Annotated in this window: 17 protein-coding genes; 10 read left to right on the forward strand and 7 right to left on the reverse strand. The window is 61.4% G+C overall.

Translation table 11 applies throughout. The features are described 5' to 3' along the window. Positions 1-226: 226 nt before the first annotated feature. The 3 genes from ABNT42_RS11605 to ABNT42_RS11615 all read right to left on the reverse strand — a co-directional run bounded on the left by ABNT42_RS11605 (position 227) and on the right by ABNT42_RS11615 (position 5382). Positions 227-3454, reverse strand: a complete 3228-nt coding sequence (locus tag ABNT42_RS11605; protein ID WP_348697091.1) for an efflux RND transporter permease subunit — start codon at positions 3452-3454, stop codon at positions 227-229. A 13-nt stretch (positions 3455-3467) separates the two neighbouring features. Continuing rightward, positions 3468-4664, reverse strand: coding sequence for an efflux RND transporter periplasmic adaptor subunit (locus ABNT42_RS11610; RefSeq protein WP_348697093.1), 1197 nt, complete (start codon positions 4662-4664; stop codon positions 3468-3470). Between the two features lie 289 nt (positions 4665-4953). Continuing rightward, complete coding sequence (locus ABNT42_RS11615; RefSeq protein WP_348697095.1) at positions 4954-5382, reverse strand: divergent PAP2 family protein; 429 nt, start codon at positions 5380-5382, stop codon at positions 4954-4956. A gap of 116 nt (positions 5383-5498) precedes the next feature. On the opposite strand from ABNT42_RS11615, the gene ABNT42_RS11620 reads away from it, so the two are divergent. From ABNT42_RS11620 to ABNT42_RS11630, 3 genes are read left to right on the forward strand one after another with little or no spacing between them, the layout of a single operon-like run. Then, positions 5499-6560, forward strand: a complete 1062-nt coding sequence (locus ABNT42_RS11620) for a DUF475 domain-containing protein (protein ID WP_348697096.1) — start codon at positions 5499-5501, stop codon at positions 6558-6560. Positions 6561-6596: 36 nt separating this feature from the next. Further along, positions 6597-6968: a hypothetical protein gene (locus ABNT42_RS11625; RefSeq protein WP_348697098.1), complete on the forward strand. Its 372-nt coding sequence runs from the start codon at positions 6597-6599 to the stop codon at positions 6966-6968. Between the two features lie 2 nt (positions 6969-6970). Further along, the gene (locus ABNT42_RS11630; protein ID WP_348697100.1) at positions 6971-7927 is read left to right on the forward strand and encodes a hypothetical protein; all 957 of its coding nucleotides are present in this window, start codon (positions 6971-6973) and stop codon (positions 7925-7927) included. A 79-nt stretch (positions 7928-8006) separates the two neighbouring features. On the opposite strand, the gene ABNT42_RS11635 is transcribed toward ABNT42_RS11630, so the two are convergent. Both ABNT42_RS11635 and ABNT42_RS11640 read right to left on the reverse strand, forming a co-directional pair. Then, positions 8007-10304 (reverse strand): hypothetical protein, encoded by a 2298-nt coding sequence (locus ABNT42_RS11635; RefSeq protein ID WP_348697101.1) that lies wholly within the window; start codon positions 10302-10304, stop codon positions 8007-8009. A gap of 116 nt (positions 10305-10420) precedes the next feature. Then, positions 10421-11524, reverse strand: a complete 1104-nt coding sequence (locus ABNT42_RS11640; RefSeq protein WP_348697103.1) for a serine/threonine protein kinase — start codon at positions 11522-11524, stop codon at positions 10421-10423. A 62-nt stretch (positions 11525-11586) separates the two neighbouring features. On the opposite strand from ABNT42_RS11640, the gene ABNT42_RS11645 reads away from it, so the two are divergent. Next, complete coding sequence (locus ABNT42_RS11645) at positions 11587-12276, forward strand: UPF0149 family protein (protein WP_155436555.1); 690 nt, start codon at positions 11587-11589, stop codon at positions 12274-12276. Between the two features lie 109 nt (positions 12277-12385). Here the strand turns inward: ABNT42_RS11645 and orn are convergent, their stop codons facing one another. Next, positions 12386-12982, reverse strand: coding sequence for an oligoribonuclease (gene orn / locus ABNT42_RS11650; protein WP_348697105.1), 597 nt, complete (start codon positions 12980-12982; stop codon positions 12386-12388). Positions 12983-13035: 53 nt separating this feature from the next. Here orn and ABNT42_RS11655 point away from each other — a divergent pair, with 53 nt between their 5' ends. The 6 genes from ABNT42_RS11655 to ABNT42_RS11680 all read left to right on the forward strand — a co-directional run bounded on the left by ABNT42_RS11655 (position 13036) and on the right by ABNT42_RS11680 (position 20895). After that, positions 13036-14304 carry a M48 family metallopeptidase gene (locus ABNT42_RS11655; protein ID WP_348697107.1) on the forward strand — a complete coding sequence of 423 codons (1269 nt, stop codon included), beginning with the start codon at positions 13036-13038 and terminating at the stop codon, positions 14302-14304. Next, the gene (gene rsgA / locus ABNT42_RS11660; protein ID WP_348697109.1) at positions 14301-15266 is read left to right on the forward strand and encodes a ribosome small subunit-dependent GTPase A; all 966 of its coding nucleotides are present in this window, start codon (positions 14301-14303) and stop codon (positions 15264-15266) included. Before ABNT42_RS11655 ends, rsgA begins: the two co-directional genes overlap by 4 nt. A gap of 93 nt (positions 15267-15359) precedes the next feature. Next, a complete protein-coding gene (locus ABNT42_RS11665) occupies positions 15360-18191 on the forward strand; it encodes an ATP-binding protein (RefSeq protein WP_348697111.1) in 2832 nt (943 codons plus the stop codon). A 151-nt stretch (positions 18192-18342) separates the two neighbouring features. After that, the gene (argF, locus tag ABNT42_RS11670; protein WP_348697112.1) at positions 18343-19269 is read left to right on the forward strand and encodes an ornithine carbamoyltransferase; all 927 of its coding nucleotides are present in this window, start codon (positions 18343-18345) and stop codon (positions 19267-19269) included. Between the two features lie 26 nt (positions 19270-19295). Beyond that, complete coding sequence (locus ABNT42_RS11675) at positions 19296-20528, forward strand: argininosuccinate synthase (RefSeq protein WP_348697114.1); 1233 nt, start codon at positions 19296-19298, stop codon at positions 20526-20528. A 52-nt stretch (positions 20529-20580) separates the two neighbouring features. Beyond that, entirely contained in the window at positions 20581-20895 is a 315-nt protein-coding gene (locus tag ABNT42_RS11680) for a pyrimidine/purine nucleoside phosphorylase (protein WP_348697116.1), read from the forward strand. 99 nt (positions 20896-20994) lie between these two features. Here ABNT42_RS11680 and murB read toward each other — a convergent pair whose 3' ends face one another. Next, on the reverse strand, positions 20995-22023 hold the full coding sequence (gene murB, locus ABNT42_RS11685; RefSeq protein ID WP_348697118.1) for a UDP-N-acetylmuramate dehydrogenase: 1029 nt from the start codon (positions 22021-22023) through the stop codon (positions 20995-20997). Positions 22024-22164: the final 141 nt, after the last annotated feature.

The raw sequence follows: 22164 nt of genomic DNA on the forward strand, positions 1-22164 counted from the left end.
CGACGGCCCTTAACAAATTCTTCTGAAACAACAACTTAGATGCAACAGCTCGCAGCAAGTCAGCGTCATTGATGCCAGGCTGGCTGCCAGCGCCATCCCGACACCGTGGGCGGCGATAGTTGACACAAATGAAACCAACTATCGCATTTCCCGCCCTTTTTAGCGTCCCGGCATAACCGCCACGACTTGATGCAGACGCGCTTGCAAGCGCGCGTCTGCATGGCGATCAGTGCGCGTCCGGCAGAGGCGCGCCGGGCAGACCGCTGCCTTTGCGGCCCGTAACTTTGGCCACCAGCGCCAGCACGCCGCGGAATATGGCACGTACGAACAGCAGCGTCAGCACGGCCTCTACCAGCGTCATCAGGAAGGCCGGTGCCGCCGTCCAGCGCACCACACGGCGCTGGAACTTGGCCACCGCGCGGTCTTTGCTGATTTCGATGCTGTCGTAGAAGGTCGGCACCATCAGCAGGGTCAGCAGCGTCGAGGTAATCGTGCCGCCGATGATGGCAATCGCCATCGGACGGTAGAACTCGCCGCCCTCGCCCAGCCCCAGTGCTACCGGGAACATACCGGCAATCAGCGCGAAGGTGGTCATCAGAATCGGACGCAGACGCATACGGCCAGCGTACATCAGCGCATCTTCGCGGCCAAAGCCTTCTTCCTCGCGTTTGCGGGCCGCATCGAGCAGCAGAATCGCATTCTTCGCCACCAGCCCCATCAGCATGATCACGCCGATCAGACTCATCAGGTTAATCGTGCTATTCGTCGCCAGCAGGCCCAGCACCACACCGATCAGCGACAGCGGCAGCGACAGCATCACCGCCAGCGGCGCCGTGAACGAGCCGAACTGCATCACCAGAATCAGGTACATCAGACCGATACCAGCCACCAGCGCAATCGCCATGGCACCGAACACTTCGTTCATGTCCTTGCCGGCACCGCCCAGTGCCAGACCATAGCCGGGCGGGAAGTCGATATCTTTCACCAGTTTCATGGCGTCCGCCGTCACTTCACCGGGCGAACGGCCCTGCACGTTGGCGCTGACCGAAATCACCCGTTTGCCATCCTTGTGCTTGATGGTGGACGGGCCTTTGCCCATGGTAACGCGAGCGATCTGATCGAGCGGCACCATCTGGTTAGTACCGGATACGGCGATCGGCAGACGTTCGATGTTTTCCGAGCTGGTCCGGTCTTCCGGTGCCAGACGTACGGCCACATCGCGCGACTCGCCCGTCGGATCGACCCAGTCGCCCACTTCGATACCGGCAAACGCTACCCGCAGCGCCTGCGCAGCATCACCGGCCGCGATGCCCATGGAATTAGCCAGACCACGGTTCAATTCGATCTGCAGCTCGTCTTTAGGATCCTGTTCGGACAGGCCCACATCGACCGCGCCCGGCACTTTGCGCAGCTTGTCCATGAAGATATTGGTGATCTCCATCAGCTTGCGCGAATCGGCACCCGTGAATTCGATCTGCACCGGCTTGCGCGCACCGTTGCTGAGGTCGTCGAGCACGGTGTACTCGGCGCCCACCAGACCGGCCAGCTTCTCGCGCAACTCCTTGGCAACCTCCAGCGCACCGCGCTTGCGCTCGGTCTTCTTGCCGATATCCACATAGATGCGGCCGCCGCCCAGATTCACATAGCTATTGGTTTCCTTGGTTTCCTTGATGCTGCGGGCAATCACGGCAGCCTTTTCCAGCTTCAGACGCGAATACTCCAGCGAGCTCGACGACGGTGTACGCACATCGATCGCGATCGTGCCCCAGTCCGACGACGGCACGAAGCTGGCGCCACCGAACTTGACCTGCAGACCGATCGCCGCCACAAACGTCGCCACGGCAATCACAGCCATGGAACGGCGGTGGTGCAGCGCCCACGCGATCACGTTACCGTAACGGTCAGCCTGATGGTCGAACCAGTGGTTAAAGCGGGCCAGCACTTTCTCGAAGCCTTTGCGTGGTGCCGTGTGATGATCCGGCGGATCGCCCCAGAAGGCCGACAGCATAGGATCGAGCGTGAACGAAATCAGCAGCGACACGGCCACCGAGCAGGTCACCGTCAGTGCGAACGGACGGAACCACTCACCCGTAATGCCGGGCATGAAGGCCACGGGAATGAATACGGCCATGATGGAGAAGGTCGTTGCTGCCACGGCCATACCGATTTCGGCCGTGCCTTTCAGCGCTGCCGTGCGACGGTCGGCGCCCAGTTGCATGTGGCGCACGATGTTTTCCCGCACCACGATGGCATCGTCGATCAGCACACCGATCGCCAGCGACAGGCCCAGCAGGGTCATGAAGTTCAGCGTAAAGCCGCACAGCCACACGCCGATGAAGGCAGCCAGCACAGACGTTGGCAGGCTGAGTGCCGTAATCAGGGTGGAGCGCCACGAGTTCAGGAAGGCATACACCACAAAGATGGTCAGACCGGCACCGAACACCAGCGATTCGATCACATTGTTCAGGCTGTTCTCGGCATTTTCACCGTCGTCTTCCGTCACTTCCAGCACCGTGCCTTGCGGCAGTTCCTTGCGCATTTCCTCGACCACTTCGCGGATCTTCTTGGCCACCGTCACGGTGGACGCATCGCGCGAACGGGTGATGGAAATCCCCACATTCGGCTTACCGGAACGCACGCTCAGACTATTGATTTCAGCAAAGCCGTCTTCGATGGTGGCTACCTGCGACAGGCGCACCAGTTCGCCGTTGTTACGTTTCACCACCACCTGCTGGAACTCTTCCGGACGCTCGATCCGGCCTACCAGACGGATAGACTGCTCGCCCAGTTCGCCACGCACCTTGCCGACTGGCGCATTGGTGTTCTGGTTGCGCAGCGCATTCACCACTTCACCTACCGAAACATTGTATTCACGCAGTTTCTCGGCCTTCAGCAGCACACTCAGCTCACGGCGCAGGGCACCGTCGATATTCACCGACGCCACCCCATCGATAGCGCGGAAGCGGTCGGCCAGCTTGTCTTCGGCCAAGCGCGAAATCACCGCATGGCTCTGCGACTTGGACGACAGCGCCAGCTGCATCACCGGCTGGGCCGAGGGATCGATACGCTGCAGTATCGGCTCGCGCATCTCGGTCGGCAGCTTGTAGCGCACCGAAGCGATGGCGTTGCGGATCTCGTCCGAGGCTTCGATCAGGTTCTTCGAGAAGGTGAAACGGATGAAGATGGACGCCGAGCTTTCCTGCGCCGTACTGTTAATTTCCGTCACGCCCGTGATCGATTGCAGCGACTTTTCCAGCCGGTTGACGATCTCGCGTTCCACCGTTTCTGGCGACGCGCCCGGGTAGGGAATATTGACCACGATGAACGGTACTTCCACATCGGGGTTCTGGTTGACGCGCAGCTTTTTCAGCGCCATCAAACCGAGGCACATCATCGCCACGATCAGAACGATCGTCGCGATGGGCCGTTTAATACTGAAATCCGATAAAAACATGGCTGTCTATCCTTTATTTTTCTGCCACGGTGGAGGAAGCGGAAGCGACCGCCTTAGGCGTGCTCAGTTCCACTTTCTGGCCTTCCTTGAAGCCGGAACCCGGCACCCGCACCACCATATCGCCATTGTTCAGACCACTGAGTACCTGCCAGCGGCCACTACGCTCGTCGCGCGCGCCCACCGTCAGATTCACTTTCGACAGGGTGCCGCCTTTGACGCGCCAGACGTAGGCGGTATCGCCCGTCTGCACCAGCGCCGACGGCGGAATCATCAGCGCCGAAGAAGTCTGCGCTTCGATCCGGCCTTCCGCGTACAGACCGGCCACGCCAGGCTGGGTCGCATCGGCAAACTCCACCAGCACTTCGACCTGACGGGTGACGGAACTGGCCGCCGGATCCACCCGCTTGATCTTGCCGTTAAAGCTCTGGCCCTGATAGCCATTCACGCGGAACAGCACGGGCTGGCCCACTTTGACCACGCCGATCTTGTCGGCCGACACCTTGCCTTCGAAACGCATGCTGTGCGGATCGATCACCTTGATCAGTTCCTTGCCGATCTGCGCCGTATCGCCGTTCGACACCTTGCGGTCGCTCACGATGCCGTCAAACGGTGCGCGCACCAGCGTGCGGGTCAGCTGCTGGCGGGCCGACACGCTACGCGATTTGGCCGCCGCCAGATCGCTCTGGGCATTGTTGCGGCGGATTTCCGCGTCTTCCAGCGCCTGCGTCGATACCATGCCCGAACTGCGCAGCGTGGTCTGGCGCTCGAACATGCGCTGCGCCTGCGCCAGCGTCTGCTCGGCAGCGCGGGTGGCTTCATCGGCCGAATTCACGCTGTCGCGGATCGCCGTTTCATCGAGGCGCACCAGCACATCGCCCTTGCGCACGGCTTCGCCATTTTCCTTGAGTACTTGAACTACCACGGCGCTAACTTCGGCACGCAGGTCGGCACGGCGTTCCGGCTCGATCGAACCGGTAATCACCGGACCAGAGGCCAGCGCGTTCGATTCCACCGTCACCGTGTCTTCCGGCGCCATCTGCAGGGTGACAACGGGCTCCTGCTTGCCATCCTTGCCAGCCGTTTTGCCATCTTTCGCGGCGCTAGCGCTGGCGGAAGCACTGGCGCTGGCTTTTTCTGGCTCTTGCGAGGATTTGCCGCACGCTACCAGTGCCGAGGCAACGGCGAGAGCGATTAAAGATTTGCGCAACATAAAAGATCTCCGGAAATTGGCACCGAGGTGCTGAATATAATTGAGCCAGACTACAGGGCGCAGAGTATCGGCTAGTGTTGGGAAATGGTCAACGCAGCTGCGACTGGAGGGAAAAAACGGGGGCTGAACTGCGAAATAACAGGATGGACTGCAAATAACCGGGATGTCCGGAGGCGAGCAGATTGCAAGCCAGTGAAGATAAAACGGTCCGCAAGCGGACCTCGACCGCAGCGCCGGACAGCGGGGCTAGCCCCCGTCCGGCAGTCTGGCGGCGTGGCGCTATGGCAGCTTAGCCGCGGCCAAACAGGGCGTGGATCAGGTGCCCCATGGCAATACCAGTACACAGGCCGCCGGCAATCTCGACCAGCGTATGGCCCATGCGCTCGCGCAGCCAGTGGTGCGCTTTAGAGCCCGTCTCGTCGGCCAGCCGGTTGATCGCGGCAGCCTGCTTGCCGACGTGCTGGCGCAAGCTGTTAGCATCGATAATCACGATGAAGCACAGCGTCACCGCCACACCGAAAGCGGGATGGCCTATGCCCTCGCGCAGAGCGATCAGGGTGGCCATGCTGGACACCACGGCACTGTGATTGCTGGGAAAACCGCCGTTGCCAACCAGATTGAAGGCCCATTTGCGCGCTTTGGCGCTATTAATCAGAAATTTGATCGGCCCTACCGTCACCCAGGTCAGCAGCGGTGTCACCAGATACGCGATATCCATAAAAAAATCCTTAGCATGGTTAGCAGTTAGTTGCATGCATTATCGCAGATGGCTTCCCTTACCCGGAAGCAGGTAATATAAGCACTGTCACACTTAACAATTCCACAAAACTGACTATGCAAGCCTTCCGCTTCTCTTTCTTCGTCACCGCCGTCCTGCTGGGCGTAGCCGCCTACTGGGGTTATACACACGGCGGTAGCGCCGGATTATTGCAGGCCGTCTGGATCGCCACCGTACTGGGCGTGATGGAAGTTTCGCTCTCGTTCGACAATGCCGTCGTGAATGCCGGCGTGCTGCGCCACTGGAACGCGTTCTGGCAGAAACTCTTCCTCACCGTGGGCATACTGGTGGCCGTGTTCGGCATGCGCCTGCTGTTCCCCCTACTGATCGTATCGCTGGCCACGGGACTGGGGCTGCTCGACGTCTGGCACATGGCCAGCACCACACCGGACGAATATGCGCGCTACCTGACGGGTGCCCATGCACAGGTGGCGGCTTTCGGCGGCGCTTTCCTGCTGCTGGTGTTCCTGAATTTCCTGTTTGACGAAGAAAAGGAATTGCACTGGCTGGGCTGGGCGGAAGAAAAACTGGGCCAGCATGGTACCGAAGCACTGGCCGTGCTGCTCACGCTGGCCGCTGTGTTCGCCTGCGTCAGTCTAGTACCGGCGGCAGAAAAATACACAGTGCTCTCGGCTGGTGTACTGGGCGTGCTGGTGTATCTGGCCGTAGGCTGGCTGAGCGGCCTGCTGGAAGAAGCCGAACCCGCCGAGGACGACGACGACACCACCGAAGCAGGCGTAGGCGCCATGGCCGGCACTATCGCGCGCGGCAGCTTCGGCGGTTTCCTGTATCTGGAAGTGCTGGACGCCTCGTTCAGTTTCGATGGCGTGATCGGTGCGTTCGCCATCACCAGCGATGTCGTGATCATCATGCTGGGGCTGGCCATCGGTGCCATGTTCGTGCGTTCGCTGACCGTCTATCTGGTGCACAGAGGCACGCTGGACGAATATGTCTACCTCGAGCACGGCGCCCATTACGCCATCGGCATACTGGCCCTGATCATGCTGGCCAGCGTGGAATACCACATCCCCGAATGGTTCACCGGCCTTTCCGGCGTCGCCTTCATTGCCGTCTCGCTGTGGTCATCGGTACGCTACAAGCAGCGTCTGGCCGCATGATAGAATTTAAAATATTGCAGAAAGATTAAAATCAACATGACCATCGCCAAACGTGCCACCCTGTATTTTTCCGGCCTGCTGCTTGCCGCCGCGCTGCTGTTCGCGGCCTATGCGTGGGTCATGCTGCACCTGTCCTACTCGGACGGCGAGCGGGCTGGCTATCTGCAGAAATTTTCCAGCCGTGGCTGGGTATGCAAAACCTGGGAAGGTGAAATGCTGCTGACTTCGATGCCGGGCGCAATCCCGGAAAAATTCGAATTCAGCGTGCGCGACGACGCCGTGGCCCAGCAACTGATGGCCGCCACCGGCAAGCGCGTACTGCTCACCTACGCCCAGCACAAAGGCGTGCCGACCCAGTGCTTCGGCGAAACTGAGTACTACATCACCAAAGTCCAGATCCAACAGTGAAGATGAACTGCCTGCGCCCCCTCGCCTGCTCTCTTCTGCTCGTTACGGCGGCGGCAGCGGCGCAGGATCTGACGGCGCAGGCGGGCGGCCTGTGGGTGAGCGGTGTGCAGCAGCACAGTTTTGCCGTCGGCATCAACTACCTGCACCCGGTGGGCGACTATCTGGCCCTCAGTCTGGGCTATCTGAACGAAGGCCACCCGCACAACCACCATCGCGACGGCATCTCGGGTCAGATCTGGTTGCGCACGCCCGTGAACCAGCACGGCCTGTCATGGGCCGTGGGCGCCGGCCAGTACTACTTCTTCGATACCTCGCGCCCGCATGGCGCAGCAGACGGCCCCTACATCAACGACCATGGCTGGGCGCCCATCTACAGCGTGCAGGCCATGTGGCACCACCCCGAACGCTGGTACACGCAGGTGCAACTGACCCGCGTCATACCGCAAGGCGCCAAAGACCCCACCACCTCGCTGATGCTGGGGGTGGGCTACCGTTTCGACAGTGTGCGCGGCGACAAACTGCACCTCGACGGTCCCTCCACCGATGACACGCTCACCCTGCTGAGCGGCCAGAGCATCGTCAATAGCTTCGAGTCGGAACGTTCGCGCGCCTACAGCCTCGAATACCGCCGTGCCGTCGGGCGCTATGTGGACTGGACCGTGAACTACCTGAATGAAGGCAGCAGCCCTGCCACCCACCGCAACGGCGTAGCGACCCAGCTATGGCTGATCCGCTCGCTCACCACCCATCTGGAACTGGGCATGGGCGTGGGCCCCTATCTGGCCTTCGAAGTCCATGATGTGCCGGGCACCCGCTCGCACAAGGCAGGGCTGGCCTCGCTGGCCACACGCTATCACTTCAGCAAACGGCTGGTCGGCACCCTGACGCTGAACCGGGTCGTGACCGACTACCACCGCGATGCCGACCTGCTGATGCTGGGACTGGGCTACGCCTACTAGCGCCGGCGCAAAAGAAAACGACCACAGCAAAGTGTGGTCGTGATTGATTACTGCCAGCGCGAATTACTGCCAGCGTGATCTAGCGGGCGCGCCACACGGCTTTCGCCGGTTTGCCTTCGGCCATGGCGCCTTGGCGAGCCGCTTCCTTGCGGGCACGGGCAGCATCGAGCGTGGCGACGATGGAGCCATCTTCCACGCTCTGGCACAGGCGCTCGGCCTCGGCCACTTTGGCCTGCACGGCAGCCAGCGCTTTCTGGGCGGCGGCATGGCGGCGGGTTTCCAGTTCCAGTTGCTTGATCTTGGCGGCCGTCATGGCTGCCGTGGTGTCAGCCACTTTGCGCTGCATGGCGGCGTGTGCCATGGCTGCCTCCACCAGCGCGTGCTGGGCGGCAGTCTTGTCGGCTACGGCCTGCTCGGCGGCCTGCTGGGCTTCGGCAGCCAGACGGGCATCGTGTACCGCCGCTTTTTCCGCTTCCAGACGGCTGGCGATAGCTTCCGATGCGCGGTTTTCTGCCGCCGTGGCCAGACGCTGCTGGGTCAGTTTCTGGTCGATCAGCGCCAGCGATTTGCGCTCGGCTTCGACAAATTCCTGCTCGGCCTGCAGCAACGCAGCGGCCGCGACTTCTTTTTCCTGTTCCACACGGGCACGTTCGGCGGTTACGTCACCCAGCTCCACGGCCAGACGGGCTTGCGCAGCTTGCGCCTGTGCTGCCACTTCCTTCTGCGCGGCGTCCAGTGCGGTCTGCTCGGCCATCACGCGCAGTGCTTCGGCTTCCTGCGCGGCCGCTGCTGCCAGACGCTCATCGGCAGCCTGTTTCTGCGCCAGCGCTTCAGCCTGAGCGCGTTCGGCTTCGGTACGGATCAGGGCAGCGTTACGGGCCTGTTCTTCCAGCGCCAGCTTGTCTTTCAGCGCGGCGATGGCCAGCTGCTCTGCTTCGGCGCGGGCCTGTTCCGCAGCCAGCAATGCCGCAGCATGTTCGGCTTTTTCACGTGCCAGCGCATCTGCCACGCGCTGGGCTTCCACTTGCTCGGCCAGCGTCGCCACTTCCTGTGCAGCGGCAGTGTTCTGGCTGATCACCAGTTGCGCCGCTTCCGCCGTCAGGGCAGCCTGCTGCTGCGCCAGTTCCGTGGCGTGCTGCTGGGCTTCGCGTTCGCTACGGGCCGCATCGGCGGCAGCAGCATCGGCGATTTCACGCTGACGGGCCTGTTCGGTCAGTTGATTTTCTGCTTCCACCTTGGCCAGCGTGGCCAGTTCAGCTTCCTGCTCGGCCTGCACACGCGACAGCGACACAGCACGCAGCTGGGTGTCGGCTTCGATACGGGCTTCGGTCGCGGCAATGATCTTGGCATCGGCTTCGCGCCGGGCTTCGGCGCTGGCAGCAGCCACCATTTCCAGTCGCTCGCGGTGGATGGCGGCGTCGCGGATTTCTTTTTCAGTTTGTAAGCGCAGGTGCAGCGACTGCGCCGCGCTACGATCGGACTCGGCCTTGGCCAGCGCAATCTGCTCGCGCTCCTGTTCCAGATGCGCCAGAGCGCGGGCTTCTTCCAGTGCGCGCACTTCGGCTGCAGCACGGTTCAGCGCCGCTTCCAGCGCGATCTGATCGGCGCGTTCGCGCTTGATGGTCAGCTCCAGTGCTTCCGCTTCCGCCTGGGCCAGATGCTGCGCCGTCTGGCGCGCCGCGTGAGCCTGACGTTCGCGTTCACGGGCCAGCGTCGCCACCCGCGCATCGGCGCTGGCAATGCCCACCACTTCTTCTTTGGCCGCTGCCACGGCGGCCACCCGTTCGGCTGCCTGCATGCGCGCCTGTTCGGTCTGCACTTCGAGTTCGGACGCAGCGCGTTGCACCTGTTCGGCCAGTTCTGCTTCGGCGGCCAGCTGTTCCTGCGCGCGCTGACGGCTTTCCTGTTCGGCGCGGGCGCGCTGTTCAGCCGCCAGACGGATCTGGGTATCGGCTTCCACGCGGGCCCGCAGTTCGGCAGTTTCCTGTTTGACGGCATCGAGTCGCGCCACGCTCGCTTGCGCCGCAGCACGCAGCGATTCGAGTCGTTCGCGGTTGGCATTGATAGCTTCTTCGGACGCCTGCGCATTCTGCAGCGCGACGGCGGCAGCGGCAGCATCCATGGCAGCGCGGTCTTCCGCCAGTGCACGGGCACGGGCTTCGGCATGGGCGCGGCTTTCCGCAGCGCAGGCCGCCTTGGCATCCGCTTCGACGCGGGCAATGGCTTCCTGTATCGCCTTCATTTCCATCGCCGCACGGGGAGTGGCTGGGGCATCGTCCGGATCGTGCAAAGCCACCAGAGGCTGCAACTGAGTGTCAGCATTGCTGAGGGAACCGCTGTCGTGGGCGCTGTTGCGCTGGGCCAGTTGTGCTTGCATGAGAACTCTCGCTAGACGATGTACCCCGGCACCCGCCGGGATTTCTGAGTTCTCATTATCGGACAGGGCTGTCCAGCGCCTAAATCCGAGCAGAGCGGGAAAATCCCGCTAATTCGCTAGATAGGCAGCGGCGCTTCTTCCATCAGCGCCACCTGCTCGCGCAGTTCGAGGATGCGATCCTGCCAGTACTGCTGGGTGTTAAACCACGGAAAAGCCAGCGGGAAGGCCGGGTCATCCCAGCGCCGCGCCAGCCATGCCGAGTAGTGCATCAGGCGCAGCGTGCGCAGCGCTTCCACCAGATGCATCTGACGCGGTGAAAATTCGCAGAAATCCTCATAACCGGCCAGGATGTCGCCCATCTGGCGCACCTGTTCGCTGCGCTCGCCCGACAGCATCATCCACAGATCCTGTATCGCCGGTCCCATGCGGCTATCGTCGAAATCGACGAAATGGGGACCGGCATCGGTCCACAGCACGTTGCCGCCATGGCAGTCGCCATGCAGGCGCAGCTGGGGCAGCTCGCCGGCGCGCTCATAGCAGCGCTGTACACCGTCCAGCGCCAGCTGGCTCACGCTGGCATAGGCTGCCGCCAGATCAGGGGGAATAAAGCGCTGCTCCTGCAGGAAAGCGCAGGACTGGTGGCCGAACGTCGCGATATCGAGGGCCGGACGCTCGGTATAGACCTGCTGGGCGCCCACCGCATGGATGCGCGCGACGAAGCGCCCCGTCCACTCCAGCACCTGCGGATCGCCCAGTTCGGGCGCGCGGCCGCCATGGCGGGCAAACACGGCAAACCGGAAGCCCTGATAGTGGTGCAGCGTCTGGCCGCCCAGCAGCTGCGCCGGCACCACGGGAATTTCCTGCCCGGCCAGTTCGCGCGTAAAAGCGTGTTCTTCCAGTATAGCGGCGTCGCTCCAGCGCTGCGGACGGTAGAACTTCAGCACCAGCGGCGCGCCCTCTTCCACACCCACCTGATACACGCGGTTTTCATAGCTATTCAAGGCCAGCAGACGGCCATCGCTGTGGATGCCCAGACTTTCCAGCGCATCAAGCACACAGTCGGGCGTCAGCGCCGCATAGGGGTGCGGCGCTGGATGGCGGCCGGAATGAGCACCTGTCTGGCCCGCGTCGGCGCTCCCCGTCAGCGGTCCGGCCATGGCTGCGGCCAGCGCCGCAGCGCGGGCATCGGCCGCTTCATCGTCATAGTCATCTTGGTTCATAACGGCATTGTAAGGGGGCGGCGTGTATACTGTCGGCTTCCAACCAATAAAAAGAGCAAATTATGCAACTCGACCAGCCCCTGAGCGAAAAAGAATTCGACGAACTCGACAGCTTCCTGCTGTCCGAGCGCAGCCCTGAAGATGCCATGACCATGGACATGCTGCACGGCTACCTGACGGCCATCGCCATCGGTCCGGAAACCATCATGCCAGCCGAATGGCTGAAACGCGTCTGGGGTCAGGAAGATACCGACGTACCGAAATTCAAGCACGCCAAGGAAGAGGAACGCATCCTCAACCTGATCATGCGCTTCATGAACGAAGTGCTGGTAACGTTTGAAGTGGCGCCGAAAGAGTTCGAACCGCTGTTCGTCGAGCACGAACACGAAGGCCAGACCCTGATCGATGCGGAAGCATGGTGCTGGGGCTTCTGGGAAGGCATGGAACTGCGTCCCGGTTCGTGGAATGAAATCTGGGAATCGGACGTCAAAGATCTGATGAAGCCGATCTACCTGCTGGGTGCGGACGAAATCGACGAAGCCGAACTGCCGCTGGTAGAAGATCCGGTGAAAGCGCACAAACTGGCGCTGGATCTGGAAGCCAACCTGCCGGCCATCCACAAATTCTGGGTGCCGCGCCGCAAAGCCGCTGTCAGCACCGTCAAGCGCGACGAGCCCAAAGTAGGCCGCAACGACGACTGCCCATGCGGCAGTGGCAAAAAATATAAGAAGTGCTGCGGCGCCGACGAATAACAACCCGCTAGGGTCAGGTCGGGCAAAGTGCAGGGGTCAGGTCGGGCATTGGTGCGTTCTTTGAGAATTCTCAAAAACTGCACTTTGCCCGACCTGACCCCAAGTTGTTTTACAGCTTGATGAAGTGCTCGCGGTAGTATTTCAGCTCTTCGATCGATTCGATAATGTCGGCCAGCGCCGTGTGCTTCTGGTGCTTTTTGAAACCGGCAACGATTTCCGGCTTCCAGCGCTTGCACAGCTCTTTCAGCGTGGACACGTCGATATTCCGGTAGTGGAAGAAGGCTTCCAGCTTAGGCATGTAGCGCACCATGAAGCGGCGATCCTGACCAATGGTGTTGCCGCACATCGGCGCTTTGCCCTTCGGTACCCACTGCTTCATGAAGGCGATCAGCTCTTCTTCGGCCTGCGCTTCCGTCACGGTGGACGCCTTGACGCGGTCGATCAGGCCGGAACGGCCGTGGGTGCCCTTGTTCCACGCATCCATCTTGTCCAGCGTTTCGTCGCTCTGGTGGATCGCGAACACGGGGCCTTCGGCCAGCACGTTCAGGTGCATATCGGTGACCACCACGGCCACTTCGATGATACGGTCGGTATCCGGCTCCAGACCCGTCATTTCCATATCCACCCACACCAGATTGAACTCATTCTGCACCGGCTTGGCGGCGGCGGGTACGGAACCTTCTGGCAATTCGTTAGCTTGTGACATAATTCTCTCTTGGCTTAATTAATCCTAATCTGCCATTTTCTCACAGGCATAGAATGTATTCACTCGCGTTTTCGATTTTGTTTGTTTCTTTCATCATTTTGACGCTGATCGTGCGTTTCTGGCTGGCTTCGCGCCAGATTCGCCATGTGCTGACCCACCGCAGCGCCGTGCCTGCCGAGTTTGCCGAGAAAATCCCCCTGGCCGCCCACCAGAAGGCCGCCGACTACACCATCGCCCGCACCAAGCTGGGCCTCGTCAGCCTGCTGCTCAGCACCGGCGTGCTGATCGCCTTCACCCTGCTGGGCGGCCTGCAGTGGCTGTCGCTGCACGTATTCCAGCTCACTGGCCCCGGCATGCTCTACCAGCTGGGCCTGCTGGCGGCTTTCACTGTGATTTCCGGCCTGATCGACCTGCCGCTCGACTACTACAAGCAATTTAATCTGGAACAACGCTTCGGCTTCAACAAGATGACGCCCGGCCTGTTCTTTGCAGACATGCTCAAAGGCGCGCTGCTGGCCGCCGTGATCGGTCTGCCTTTCGTCTGGCTGGTCTTGACGCTGATGGAAAAATCCGGCGCGCTGTGGTGGTTCTATGCCTGGGCCGCATGGAGCGCCTTCCAGCTGCTGATGATGGTGCTGTACCCGACCGTGATCGCCCCCCTGTTCAACAAATTCACACCACTGGAAGATATGGCGCTCAAGCAGCGCATCGAAGGCCTGATGGAACGCGTAGGCTTTGCCTCCAAAGGTCTGTTCGTAATGGATGGCTCCAAACGTAGCGCCCACGGCAATGCCTATTTCTCCGGCTTCGGCGCCAACAAACGCATCGTCTTTTTCGACACCTTGCTCGAGCGTTTGCAGCCGGCCGAAATCGAAGCCGTGCTGGCGCATGAACTGGGCCACTTCAAGCTCAAGCACATCATCAAGCGCATCGTCATGATGTTTGCCCTGTCGCTGGGTTTCCTCGCCCTGCTCGGCTATCTGAAAAACCAGCTGTGGTTCTACACGGGTCTGGGCGTGGACCCGCTGCTGCTGCCCGGCCAGGGCAACGATGCCATGGCCCTGCTGCTGTTCATGCTGGTGCTGCCCGTCTTCACCTTCCTGTTCGGCCCGCTGACCTCGCTCAGCTCGCGCAAGCACGAGTTCGAAGCCGATGCCTTTGCCGCGCAACACGCACAGGCAGCCGATCTGGTCTCTGCGCTAGTTAAAATGTACGAAGACAATGCTTCCACCCTCACGCCTGACCCGCTGCATTCGGCTTTCTACGATAGCCACCCGCCGGCCAGCGTACGTATCCGTCATCTGCACGCGGCGGCCGCATGAGCGCGCCCAAACACAGCCGCGCTGGCGGCAACGCACGCGCCCAGCGCGGTAACGACGCCACCGGCGAACAGTTGCAGGCCGTGATCATCGCCGCCCACGGCCGCCACTATCTGGCCGAAGCGGACGGCGAAAAGCTGCAGTGCGTCACCCGCGGCAAGAAAACCAATGTGGCCGTGGGCGATCAGGTCACGCTGACCCGCACCTCGGCCGATCAGGCCGTGATCGACGAAATCAGTGAACGCCGCACCCTGCTGTACCGTTCCGACCAGTACAAATCCAAGCTGCTGGCGGCCAATCTGACCCAGTTGTTCATCGTGGTGGCAACTGAGCCCGGCTTTGCCGACGATCTGGTGTCGCGCGCACTGGTGGCGGCCGAAGCGGCCGGCATCAAAGCCCACTTAATTCTGAACAAGACCGATGTGGTGGAGTCGCTGGAAAAAACCCGCGAACGGGTGCAGCCCTATGCCGCGCTGGGCTACCCTGTGTACGAGGTATCGGCCAAGGCCCAGCCCGAGCAGACGCTGGCCACGCTCAAGCCACTGCTGGCCGGCCAGTCGTCGATCCTGATAGGCCAGTCCGGCATGGGTAAATCCTCGCTGATCAACCTGCTGGTGCCGGAAGCCGACATCGCCGTGCGCGAAATTTCCGCCGCGCTCGATACGGGCAAGCACACCACCACCTTCACCCGCCTGTATCAGTTACCCGAACTGGGACCGGATTCGGCCATCATCGATTCGCCCGGCTTTCAGGAATTCGGCCTGTATCACCTGAGCGAAGGCATGCTGGAACGCGCGTTCGTCGAATTTGCGCCCTACCTCGGCCACTGCAAGTTCTACAATTGCCGCCACCTGAGCGAACCCCAGTGCGCCGTGCTGGATGCCATCGCCGATGGCAAAATCGCCAAAATGCGGCATACTCTGTACGGGCAGTTGTTGCACGAATCAGCACAGACACTGTATTAGTAGCAACAACAGTCAGCCGCGCTACCCCTTGCGGCGTGCAGCAACGTATAATTCCCCAGAGCAATTCGCCACCTAACCGCTGCAAGGAAGCCGATGGAGATGTTCGCGCATGACGATGAGCTAGCACGCTGGGAGCGCGCCCTGCTGTCGCTGCGCGGCCCTGCGCGGCTGCCCGCGCTGCTGCCGCTCAGCTGGCATCTGCGTCAGCGCGACAGTGCCCGTGCTGCAGCGCTGGTGCAGGAAAGCCTGCAGCTGCTGGCGGCCTCGACCCTGCCCAATGCCCAGCAGCGCCATCTGATCGCCCGTCTGCAACTGGTGCAGGCGGAAACTGTCTGGCTAGCCGGCAATCTGGAAAGTGCCAGCGAGCTGCTCGCGCCCGCCTACGAGACCTTCTGCCATCTGGGCGACCATCAGGGTTGCGCCGATGCCCACTGGCTACTCGCCTGGATCGCCATCGATCACGGCGACCACCAGCAGGCCAGCGAAGAACTGGAACTGATGGCTGCCGCCGCCCGCAGCGTGAACGACCAGCAGCGGGTCGACATTGCCGAAGCAGCCACGGCGCGCTGGGCCGTCATGCACGATCTGACTTCGGCCGAACGGCGCTGGGGCGAACGTTTCGCCGCCAGCCACGAGTACCCGGTGGCCGTACTGGCCGGTGTGTACGACTTCATCGGGCTGGCCGCCAGCCAGCACAGCAACAACGGCGCCGCCGTGCGCCACTACATCCGCGCCTACGAAGCGGCGCTGGAAACGGGCCAGATCCGCGTGGCCGTCACGGCCGCCATCAACATCGGCCTGAATTTCACCTGCCTCAACGATCACCACGCTGCACTGGAATGGATGCAGAGCGCGCTCGATCTGGCGCGTCCTACCGGCTGGCCGCGCAGCATCGGTGCCGCGCTGGTACACACGGCCGAAACCATGCGCCGTGTGGGCCGGCTCGATGCTGCCGAAGAACTGCTGCGCGAAGCGCTGCAGGTACTGACGCCCCTGCCCGGCGCACGCAGCTATGCCCACGCCCTGTCCTATCTGGGTGATCTGGCACTCGATCAGGCCGACTACGCCACGGCACTGGAAGCCTTCGAACGCATGCAGGCCCGTGCCGACGCCATGCAGCAGGCCGACTTCCAGTCGATCGCACGGCGCGGACAGGCCCATGCCCTGTGCTTTCTCGAGCGCCCGATCGAAGCGCGCAGCATCGCCCTGCGCGCCGTGGCACTGGCCGCCGAGCAGACCAATCTGTACAACCACGTGGCCGCGCTACGGGTACTGGCCCTGATCCACGAACGCCATGACTTGCCGCCACCGCAAGGCATGACCGAGCCCAACGCCACACTGCACTATCTACAACTGGCGCTGCAGGTGGGCGCCGGCATCGAAGGCTATACCCTGCCCGGCGACCTGCACGATGCGCTGGGACGAGAATACGCACGCATCGGCGACTACGCCCGGGCTTATGCCTGCGCGCAGGCAGCAGCGGCAGCAAGGCAGAAAACCCATAGTCAGGAAGCCACCAACCGTGCCATCGCCATGCAGGTGCACCACCAGACCGAGCAGGCACGGGCGGAAGGCTTACACCACCGCGAACTGGCCGCTTCGGAAGCGCGCCGCGCCGAGCTACTGCAGCAGACCAGCGATACGCTGGAACGGCTATCAGCCATCGGCCAGGAAATCACTACCCACCTGAATGCCGGTGCCGTGTATGAAGCACTGAACCGCCATGTACAGGCCCTGCTGCCGGCAAATACCTATGCGATCTATCTGGTCAGCCGCGATGGCAACAGCATCAGCCGCGTGTTCGGCATGGAGAACGGCCGCCAGCTCAGCGGCAATAGCATCCCCGTGCAGCACCCCCGTGCGAATGCTGCGCGCTGTCTGCGCGAACGGCGCGAAATCTACATCGCCAATGTGGGGCCGGACGATATCGTGCTGGCACCGGGCACCCAGCTGATGGCCAGCGCCCTGTATGTGCCACTGATCGTGGGGGAACGCACGCTGGGCGCCATGACGGTGCAGGCCCAGCATGCCGAAGCGTTCGGCGAACGCGAACGGCTGATCTTCCGCACCCTGTGCGCGTATGGCGCGATTGCGCTCGATAATGCCGAAGCCTATCGCCAGCTCAAGGATGCCCAGACCCAGCTGGTATCGCAGGAAAAGCTGGCCGCACTAGGCGCGCTGATGGCCGGCGTGGCGCACGAACTGAATACCCCGATCGGCAACAGTCTGCTGATCGCCAGCACGCTGGCGCAGAAAACCCAGGAACTGGCCAGCCGGCTGGACGGCCCCGGTCTGCGCCGCTCGGAACTGGCCACGTATATGAGCGATGCGCATACCGCGCACGAACTGGTGATGCGCGGCCTGACCAGTGCAGCCGATCTGGTCAACAGCTTCAAACAGGTGGCGGTCGACCGCACCACCGAGCAGCGCCGCAGCTTCAACCTGCAGCAGGTCAGCCATGAAGTCATCGCCACCATGATGAACCGCGTACGCGCCGCCAACCACCGCATCGAACTTGAGCTGCCCGAGAACGTGCTGATGGATAGCTATCCGGGGCCGTACGGCCAAGTGATCGCTAACTTCATCAACAACGCCCTGCTGCACGCCTTCGGCCGCGAACAGGGCGGGCTGATGCGGCTATGCGCGCGCACGCCCGTAGCCGAACGGGTACTGATCACCTTCAGCGATAACGGCAGCGGCATCGCGGCCGAGAACATGTCGCGCATCTTCGATCCCTTCTTCACTACCAAACTCGGTCAGGGCGGCAGCGGGCTGGGTCTCTCGATCAGCTACAACATTGTCACTTCGCTACTGGGTGGCCAGATCAGCGTCGACAGTTCGCCCGAGGGCACCTGCTTCACGCTCGACCTGCCGCTGACAGCGCCCCAGCACCAGCAAGCGACCACCACCCAGATCTATACCTGAGCCGCTACAGCCGCAGTACAGCTGTATAGACAGGAGATTCTGCGGCAATTCGCCCTTTGCACCGAATTGCCTTTATAATTGACCGGTTCAGCTGGTCGGGCCGGTAGGCACGCGCCAGCGCTTCTGCTGCTGTTTTCTGTTAGTTGCCACTATGTCTATTCAAAAACCGATCAAGCACTATCTGCAGTTCTCCGATTTCACGCTGGAAGAATACGAATACGTCATCGAACGTGCGCACCTGATCAAACGGAAGTTCAAGGCCTACGAGATTTACCACCCGCTGATCGACCGTACGCTGGTGATGGTGTTCGAGAAGAACTCCACCCGTACCCGTTTGTCGTTCGAAGCGGGCATGCACCAGCTGGGCGGCGCCGCCATCTACCTGAACACGCGCGATTCGCAGCTGGGTCGTGGCGAGCCGGTAGAAGACGCCGGTCAGGTGATGAGCCGCATGTGCGACATCATCATGGTGCGTACCTTCGGTCAGGACATCATCGAGCGTTTCGCTGCCAATTCGCGCGTGCCGGTGATTAACGGTCTGACTAACGAGCACCACCCATGCCAGGTATTTGCCGACATCTTCACCTACTACGAACACCGCGGCCCCATCACGGGCAAGACCGTGGCGTGGATCGGCGATGCCAACAACATGCTGTACTCGTGGCTGCAGGCAGCGGAAGTATTCGGCTTCCACGTCAATGTCTCGACCCCGAAAGGCTACGACATGGATATGTCGCTGGTCTCGACCAAACGCTACACCTTCTTCGACAACCCGTCCGATGCCTGTGAAGGCGCGCATCTGGTCAACACCGACGTGTGGACCAGCATGGGTTACGAAGCCGAAAACGCTGCCCGTATCAAAGCCTTCGATGGCTGGATCGTGGACAGCGCCAAAATGGCGCGTGCCGCACCCGACGCGCTGTTCATGCACTGCCTGCCAGCGCACCGCGGCGAGGAAGTCTCCGCCGACGTCATCGACGGCCCGCAATCGGTGGTCTGGGATGAGGCGGAGAACCGCCTGCACATCCAGAAGGCCCTGATCGAATACCTGCTGCTGGGTCGCGTCGACACCCAATAAACACACTTCAACCCATTGGAACTAGCATGAGCGATATTAAAAAAGTAGTCCTCGCCTATTCGGGCGGCCTCGATACTTCCGTCATTCTGAAATGGCTGCAAGATAACTACCAGTGCGAAATCGTCACCTTCACCGCTGACCTGGGTCAGGGCGAAGAACTGGAGCCGGCCCGCGCCAAAGCGCTGAAGTTCGGCATCAAGCCGGAAAACATCTACATCGACGACGTACGTGAAGAATTCGTGCGCGACTTCGTCTTCCCTATGTTCCGCGCCAACACCGTGTACGAAGGCGAATACCTGCTGGGTACTTCGATCGCCCGTCCACTGATCGCCAAGCGTCTGATCGAGATCGCCAACGCCACCGGCGCCGACGCCATCTCGCACGGCGCCACCGGCAAAGGTAACGATCAGGTGCGTTTCGAACTGGGCGCCTATGCGCTGAAACCGGGCGTGAAGATCATCGCGCCATGGCGTGAATGGGATCTGCTGTCGCGCGAAAAACTGCTGAAATACGCCGAAGACGCCGGCATCGAAATCGACATGAAGCACAAGAACGGTGGCGCACCATACTCGATGGACGCCAACCTGCTGCACATCTCGTTCGAAGGCCGCCATCTGGAAAACCCGAGCGCCGAAGCGGAAGAAAGCATGTGGCGCTGGAGTGTCAGCCCTGAGGCGGCACCGGACCAGCCAGAATATCTGGACATCGAATACGAACGCGGCGACATCGTCGCCCTGAACGGCGTGCGCATGTCGCCTGCCACCGTACTGACGGAACTGAACCGTCTGGGCGGCAAGCACGGCATCGGCCGTCTGGATCTGGTAGAAAACCGTTACGTCGGCATGAAGTCGCGCGGCTGCTACGAAACCCCGGGCGGCACCATCATGCTGAAGGCGCACCGCGCCATCGAATCGATCACGCTGGACCGCGAAGTAGCGCACCTGAAGGATGACCTGATGCCGCGCTACGCATCGATGATCTACAACGGCTACTGGTGGGCACCAGAGCGCGTTGCGCTGCAAACCCTGATCGACCACACCCAGACCACCGTGAACGGCTGGGTACGCGTCAAGCTGTACAAGGGTAATGTGATCGTCGTTTCGCGCGATTCCAAAACCGACTCGCTGTTCGACATGAACATTGCGACCTTCGATGAAGACGGCGGCGCCTACAACCAGGCCGACGCCGGGGGCTTCATCAAACTGAACGCGCTGCGTATGCGCATCGCCGCCAATGCCCGCCTGAAACGCGGTCAATAATCGCATCTAGAGGCCGCTCGTTGAGCGGCCTTTTTTTTATAGGATAGTTAGCATGAGCAAGCAATTCAACCAGGTTTCCGTGGTCAAACAGGCCAACAAATACTTTGATGGCAAATGCATTTCGTATAACGTGTTGTTCGCCGATGGCAGCAAGAAAAGCGTCGGCGTAATCTTCCCGTCCAGCCTGACCTTCAACACGGGCGCACCGGAAGTGATGGAAATTCTCGGTGGTGTGTGCAAAGTCCGTCTGGCCGGTGCCAGCGAATGGACCACCTACGGCGCAGGCCAGTCGTTCAGCATCGGCGCCAATTCCAGCTTCGATATCGAAACGGTAGAACTGCTGGACTACGTCTGCCACTTCGGCTAATCAGCCATTTGCCCCCTATGGCACGCAGCATCTGCCTGCGTGCCGTTCAACTGCGCCAGCGCACCTGCGCCACTCGGCAGCGCCTGCCCCACTCCCCGCTTAGATAAACACCGGCTCCGGCTCGATCAGCACGCCATAGCGCGCCTGCACATCGGCCTGTATCGCGCGCGCCAGCGCCACTACGTCGGCACCGGTTGCACCGCCCTGATTCACCAGTACCAGCGCCTGCTGCGGATATACGCCGGCAGCACCGAGCGTGCGTCCTTTCCAGCCGCACTGGTCGATCAGCCAGCCTGCTGCCAGCTTTTCGCTGCCGTCCGGCTGACGGTGATGCACCAGCGTAGGGAACTGTTCCAGCAAAGCCGCGCATTGCGCGCCGCTCACCACGGGATTCTTGAAGAAGCTGCCGGCGTTGCCGATCTGCGCAGGATCAGGTAGTTTGCGGCGGCGAATCGCAATCACCGTATCGGCCACCTGCTGGGCCGTGGGCGCAGCCAGATTCTGCTGCGCCACCGCCTGTGCCAGTTCCGCGTAGCGCAGATTGGGCTGCCACGCGCGCGCCAAGGCAAACGTCACATCCAGCACGATCAGAGCGCGCCCTTCCGGCTGTTTGAAGATACTGTCGCGGTAGCCGAAGCGGCATTCGGCGGCCAGCATTTCGCGTGTACTCCGCGTGGCCGCATCGAACACCGTCACGCTATGCAGCACATCCTTGATTTCGATGCCATAGGCGCCGATGTTCTGGATCGGTGCCGCACCGGCCGTGCCCGGAATCAGCGACAGGTTCTCCAGACCGGCATAGCCATGTACAAGTGTCCACTGCACAAACGCATGCCAGTTTTCACCGGCCGCAGCGCGCACATAGTGATGCGTATCATCACTGCGCACATGCTCACGGCCACGCAGATCCATGTGCAGCACCAGCCCCGCATAGTCCTGTGTGAACAGCAGATTACTGCCACCACCAAGGACTAGCTTCGATGAAGTAGCCCATACGGCATCAGCATAAACGCCGAACAACTGCTCGGTTTCAGTCACGCGCAAGTACGCGTGCGCCGTCGCGGCGATGCCAAAAGTGTTCAGAGTTTGCAGCGGAAAATCGTACTGGATCGCGGAGAGGGAGGACATGAAGAAGAAAAGCGAAATATTTTGACGATTATAGAGCCAAACCCGTAAAAAACCACGGTGTATATGGCGGCTTGTGGACAGTTGTCCGTTAAAATATCAGCCTTTGATGCAGGGCTTACACCGCCGCTGCAGGCCACACGA

It is taken from the genome of Duganella fentianensis, assembly GCF_964031615.1.
Classification (GTDB): Bacteria; Pseudomonadota; Gammaproteobacteria; order Burkholderiales; family Burkholderiaceae_D; genus Rugamonas; species Rugamonas fentianensis_A.